This window comes from Roseococcus sp. SDR, assembly GCF_019083995.1.
Classification (GTDB): Bacteria; Pseudomonadota; Alphaproteobacteria; order Acetobacterales; family Acetobacteraceae; genus Roseococcus.
Window position 1 is genome coordinate 1 of the sequence record NZ_JAHRCU010000050.1, and the last position, 5,144, is coordinate 5,144.

Sequence of the window (5,144 nt, forward strand, 5' to 3'; positions counted from 1 at the left end):
GTCGCCGCCACGCCGCCGCGCGGCCCTTCCGCCACCGCGCCGCGCGGCCCGGCGGCATAGCCCCCGCCGCGCGGCCCGCTGCCGCTGGTCCAGGCCTGCGCCTCGGCGGCGATGACGAGGCCGAAAAGCGCCAGGGCGAGGCGGGGCAGGAGGTGCGGGCTCATCGGGCGTTGCTCCGGGTCAGGGCTTCCCCGCGCGGGAGGAAATCGGCGCGCGCGGCATCGCGCGGGGGCGTGAAGGCGAAGGTGCCGGCGGGCAGGCGCGGGCGCAGGTTCCAGGACTGGAACTCGAGGATCGTGCGCAGCCGCTCGGGCCCGGGCTCCACGAAGGAGACGCGCAGCGGAAGCGCGCTCGGCGCCGCCTCCAGCCAGATCTCCCAATGGCCGGTCGGGCCGTTCAGAGCGTAATGATCCACCAGCACGTCGCGGATGATGGAGCGGCCGATATGGCGGCCCGTCGTGCCGGCCGGCGTCAGCATCGCATAGGGGTCGTTCGCCAGCAGCGGCAGGATGGGCAGCGTGACGCCAAGCCGCGACTCCACCCCCTTCAGCGCCGTCTCGATATCGCCCGTCAGCGGTGTGGTGGCGTAGATGTTCTGGAAGGTGTTGAGGGCGGTGAAGGCCCGCCCGTCATACCAGAGGCTGTAGCTGCCGACATCGCTGCCGACGGCGGCATAGAGACGGTCCGGCCGGGCGGCCACGACGGCGCCCTGGCCGCTCAGCAGGATGGAGGTGCCAGGCCCGGCCGGCGCCTCGCGCAGGGTGGTGAAGTTCAGCGTGAAGGCCGGCGCGCTGGTCAGCGTCGTCGCCATGCGGCGCAGCGCGTCGCTCACCTCGGCATCCAGCACGGCCGGCGGCGGCGCGGTGACGGGGGCCTGTGCAGGCTCGGCGCAGGCGGCCAGCAGCGCCAGCGCGCCGCCGGCGAGGCCCCGCCAGAAGGGGACAGGCGATCGTGGCATGGCGGTACTTCCTCGTGTTGCGCCATGCATGCTCGCGCCGATGCGCAGCGCGGACAAGAGGCTCCAGGGCCTTCGCTTTGGGCGGGCTGGCGCGGATTTCGGCAGAACCGGCGCGGGGCGCGCATTTCGGGGGAAGAAACCCGGTTGAGCCCGCGGCCCGCCGCCCGCAGCCTCCCCGCACCCTCGGAGGAGATCCGCCATGAGCCTCACCCGCCGTGCCGCGCTTGCGGCCCCCTTCATCCTCGCCGCCGGCGCCGCCGCCGCGCAATCGGGCCCGCTGACGCTGGCGCAGATCCGCGCCAACGGAAAGCTGCGCATCGGCTGCGAGGCGACCTACCCGCCCTTCACCTTCCGCGAGAGCGGCAACATCGTGGGCTATGACGTGGAGCTGGCCACCGCCATCTGCCGCAGCATCGGTGTGACACCCGAGTTCATTGATACCCAGTGGTCCGGCGTGATCCCGGCGCTCTATGCCGGGCGCTTCGACATCATCATGTCCTCCATGAGCTACACGCGGGCGCGCATGGAGCGCGTGGCCTTCACCATCCCCTATGCCGAGGCCGGGCAGTCGCTCCTGATCCGCGCGCGCGATGCGAACACGATCCGCGCCATCGGCGACATGGGCGGCAAGAGCCTCGGCGTGAAGCTGGGTTCGCCCGGCGAGACGCTGCATCCGCGCCTGGCCGAGCGCATGCGGGCGGCCGGCGGCCAGCCCTTCTCGGCCGTGCGGACCTATGACGACCATCCTGCGGCCTATCTCGCGCTGATGCAGGGCAGCGTGGACGGCGTGCTGAACACGCTGCCGACGCTCGCCTACGTGATGCGCAGCCAGCCCAACCGCTTCGCCATCGTCCGCGGCATCGGCGCCGACAACTGGGCCGGGATCGCGCTGCGCCGCGAGGACACGGAGGTGCTCGCCTGGCTGAATGAGCGCCTGCGCGCCATGCGCGCTGATGGCTCGCTGAAGGCGCTGCAGGAGAAGTGGTTCGGCATCGAGTTCAACTTGCCCGACACCATCCCCGAGCCCGCGGCGTAAGCGCCGCGTGCCCGCGCGCCGCAGAGAGCGCACCTCTAAGGGAAGGGCGCGCTCCGAGTATGCGAGGCGAATAGCCGAGCCGGGATGCTTCAGCATCCCGAAGCCAAGCGCGCGGATGCGCGCGCCCGGCGTCTGAGGGCACCAAGACATGTATTTCGATTGGAATGTCGTCACCTATGCCGCGCCGCTGCTGGCGCATGGCGTGGTGATGACGTTGCAGGTCAGCGCGGTGGCGGCCGTGCTCGGCCTGTTGCTCGGCCTCGCCGCCGGGCTGGCCTCCCTCTCCAATTCCGTGCTGCTGCGCGGCGTGATTCGCCTCTATGTCGAGTTCATCCGCGGCACGCCGCTGCTGATCCAGATCTTCCTCGTCTTTTTCGCACTCCCCGTCATCGGGATCCGCCTGCCGGAATTCTGGGCGGGCGTGGTGGCGCTGGCCCTCAACGCCGGCGCCTATATCGCGGAGGTCGTGCGCGGCACGGTGGGCAGCATCGAGAAGGGGCAGAGCGAAGCGGGGCTCTCCATCGGCATGACGCGGCGCGCCACGCTGATGTGGGTGCTGCTGCCCCAGGCCTGGCGGCCCATGGTGCCGGCGCTGACGAATGACCTGATCACGCTCACCAAGAACTCCTCGCTGCTCTCTGTGATCTCCGTCTATGAGCTGACGCGTGCGGGCCAGGCGATCATCGCGACGCATTTCGCGCCCTTCGAGATCTTCCTGCTGCTGGCGCTCTACTACTGGGCGCTGATCTCGGCGCTGGCCTATGTCTCGCGCCGCATCGAGCGGGCGCTGCCGTCATGGTGACGCGCCCCGTCCTGGTCGAGGCGCGCGGCATCAGCAAGAGCTTCGGCGCGCGCAACGTGCTGCAATCCGTGGACCTCAGCGTGCATGAGGGCGAGACGGTGGTGATCATCGGCGCCTCCGGCTCCGGCAAGACCACCTTCCTGCGCTGCCTGAACCGGCTGGAGACGCCCGACGCCGGCACGGTGCGCATCGCCGATGTGACGATCGGCCAACGCGCCGATGGACGCCCCGCCGATGAGCGGGAACTGGCGAACCAGCGCCGCCTCTTCGGCTTCGTCTTCCAGCGCTTCAACCTGTTTCCGCATCTGACCGCGGCGCAGAATGTGGCGCTCGGCCCCCGCCGCGTGCTGGGCATTCCCCGCGCCCAGGCCGAGGCGCGGGCTGTCCAGGAACTCACGCGGCTCGGCCTCGCCGATCATGTGAACAAGCGGCCCGGCCAGCTTTCCGGGGGCCAGCAGCAGCGCGTCGCCATCGCCCGCGCGCTCGCCATGGACCCGCGCGTGATCCTCTTTGATGAACCCACCTCGGCGCTCGACCCCGAGCTGGTGCAGGAGGTGCTGGACGCGATGCGGGCACTCGCCGCCGAGGGCATGACCATGGTGGTCGTCACGCACGAGATGCGCTTCGCCCGCCAGGTGGCCGATCGCGTGGTCTTCATGGCCGATGGCCGCATCGCCGAGGAAGGCCCGCCCGAGACGCTCTTCGGCGCGCCGCGCGACGAACGCCTGCAACGCTTCCTGAGGCATCTGGAGCCGCAACGTGACCTTTGACCTGCTGATCGAGGGCATCACCCTCATCCCCCGCGCCTTCGCCGCACCCATCGAAAAGGCGGCGCTCGGCATCAAGGATGCGCGCTTCACCTTCGTGGGCCCCGCTTCGGAGCTGCCGCCCGACGCCACGGCCACGCGGCACCTGAAGCTGAACGGCCATCTCGTCATCCCCGGCATGGTGAATGTCCACACCCACACCATCCTCTCCATGGTGCGCGGCGTGGCCGAGGACATGGGCTTCGCGCCCGCCTATACGCCCGGCGTGCCGCAGGGCCACATGGTGCGGGAAGACGAGGCCGTCGCACTCGCCCGCCTCGGCGCGCTGGAGGCCATGCTGGCCGGCTCCACCCTGATCAACGACACCTATGTCCATACCGACATCACATTGCCCGCCATGGCCGATCTTGGCCTGCGCGTCTTCTCCTGCAACCGCATCCATGACGCGGATTTCTCCGGCATCGCGAGCGGCCGCTGGGTGCATCACCAGGAGATCGGCGAGCGCACGCTGAACCAGGCGCTCGGCATCGCACAGCGCTTCCACGGCAAGCCCGATGCCCGCACCGGCGTGCAGCTCGCCGCCCATGCGCCCGACACCTGCTCCACCCCCTTCCTGCGCGAGGTGGCGGAGACGGCGCGCCGCACCGGCCTCAGCGTCCAGACGCATCTGAGCCAGAGCAAGGTGGAAGTCGCCCGCATCCGGGAGCGCGACGGCTGCTCGCCCCCCGAACTGCTGGAGGAGGTGGGGCTGCTGAACGAGCGCCTCGTCGCCGCGCATTGCATCCATCTGAGCGAGAGCGACATCGCCCGCATCGGCGCGGCTGGCGTCTTCGTGGCCCACATCCCGAAGGGCAATGCGACCGGCGGCACCATCGCGCCGACGCGCAAGCTGGTGCAGGCCGGCGCGCGGCTGACGCTGGCCACCGACAACATGCACGCCGACATGATCGAGATCCTGCGCTGGGGCCTCTGCATGGGCCGCGTGCAGACCGGCCGCGTGGAGGATGACTGGCAGCCCGAGCACATGCTGCATGCCGCGACCGAGGGCGGTGCGGCCGCCATGGGCATGGCGGACCAGATCGGCCAGATCGCTGTCGGCTTCCGGGCCGATTGCGTGGCGGTGGACCTCCGTCGCCCGCATCTCGTGCCGCACAATGATCCGCTCGGCACGCTGGTCCATACCGGCATGGGCCGCGATGTCAGCCATGTCGTGGTGGAAGGCGAGATCGTCGTCGAGGATTTCCGCCCCACGCGCTGCGACCCGGAGGAGGTGATCCGCGCCGGTGCCGCCGCCTCCGCCGCGCTGTGGGAACGGGCGCGCGCCAGCCTCTGATGCGGGGCATCGTCGAGGGGCGCTGCCCCCCGGTCTTTCTTTCACTGTTTGTCGTGAGGTGTGCTCGATGGCCTTGGCTGCCTTGGGTGTCAGCCCGGGCTGAGCGAGGGCGACCATGTTCGCGAGGCGTCCTTCCACGATGATGCGGGGTGGCTTGTAGGGTTTCGTCGGATGGATGACCACCCGTTCGACGAGTTGGCGCACCGCGTCTGAAGCCGCGGGATTGTCGCTTGCCGCCAGTCCGTCCC

General features: G+C 70.3%; 5 protein-coding genes. 4 read left to right on the forward strand and 1 reads right to left on the reverse strand.

Annotation, left to right across the window (positions count from 1 at the left end; all coding sequences use genetic code 11):
- Nucleotides 1-160 precede the first annotated feature (160 nt).
- On the reverse strand, nucleotides 161-958 hold the full coding sequence (locus tag KTR66_RS24545; RefSeq protein ID WP_213617387.1) for a DUF2092 domain-containing protein: 798 nt from the start codon (nucleotides 956-958) through the stop codon (nucleotides 161-163).
- Between the two features lie 199 nt (nucleotides 959-1,157).
- On the opposite strand from KTR66_RS24545, the gene KTR66_RS24550 reads away from it, so the two are divergent.
- The 4 genes from KTR66_RS24550 to KTR66_RS24565 all read left to right on the forward strand — a co-directional run bounded on the left by KTR66_RS24550 (nucleotide 1,158) and on the right by KTR66_RS24565 (nucleotide 4,896).
- Nucleotides 1,158-1,994, forward strand: a complete 837-nt coding sequence (locus KTR66_RS24550) for a transporter substrate-binding domain-containing protein (RefSeq protein ID WP_213617388.1) — start codon at nucleotides 1,158-1,160, stop codon at nucleotides 1,992-1,994.
- Between the two features lie 148 nt (nucleotides 1,995-2,142).
- Complete coding sequence (locus tag KTR66_RS24555; protein ID WP_213617389.1) at nucleotides 2,143-2,796, forward strand: amino acid ABC transporter permease; 654 nt, start codon at nucleotides 2,143-2,145, stop codon at nucleotides 2,794-2,796.
- Nucleotides 2,790-3,566 (forward strand): amino acid ABC transporter ATP-binding protein, encoded by a 777-nt coding sequence (locus tag KTR66_RS24560; RefSeq protein WP_305799162.1) that lies wholly within the window; start codon nucleotides 2,790-2,792, stop codon nucleotides 3,564-3,566. Before KTR66_RS24555 ends, KTR66_RS24560 begins: the two co-directional genes overlap by 7 nt.
- Nucleotides 3,556-4,896, forward strand: coding sequence for an amidohydrolase family protein (locus KTR66_RS24565; protein ID WP_213617390.1), 1,341 nt, complete (start codon nucleotides 3,556-3,558; stop codon nucleotides 4,894-4,896). The genes KTR66_RS24560 and KTR66_RS24565 overlap by 11 nt, the downstream gene beginning before the upstream one ends.
- The last annotated feature ends 248 nt before the right edge of the window (nucleotides 4,897-5,144 follow it).

Coding starts and splice junctions, on each gene's coding strand:
- KTR66_RS24545 (WP_213617387.1), bottom strand. CDS start 958: ATGCCACGATCGCCTGTCCCCTTCTGGCGGGGCCTCGCCGGCGGCGCG.
- KTR66_RS24550 (WP_213617388.1), top strand. CDS start 1,158: ATGAGCCTCACCCGCCGTGCCGCGCTTGCGGCCCCCTTCATCCTCGCC.
- KTR66_RS24555 (WP_213617389.1), top strand. CDS start 2,143: ATGTATTTCGATTGGAATGTCGTCACCTATGCCGCGCCGCTGCTGGCG.
- KTR66_RS24560 (WP_305799162.1), top strand. CDS start 2,790: ATGGTGACGCGCCCCGTCCTGGTCGAGGCGCGCGGCATCAGCAAGAGC.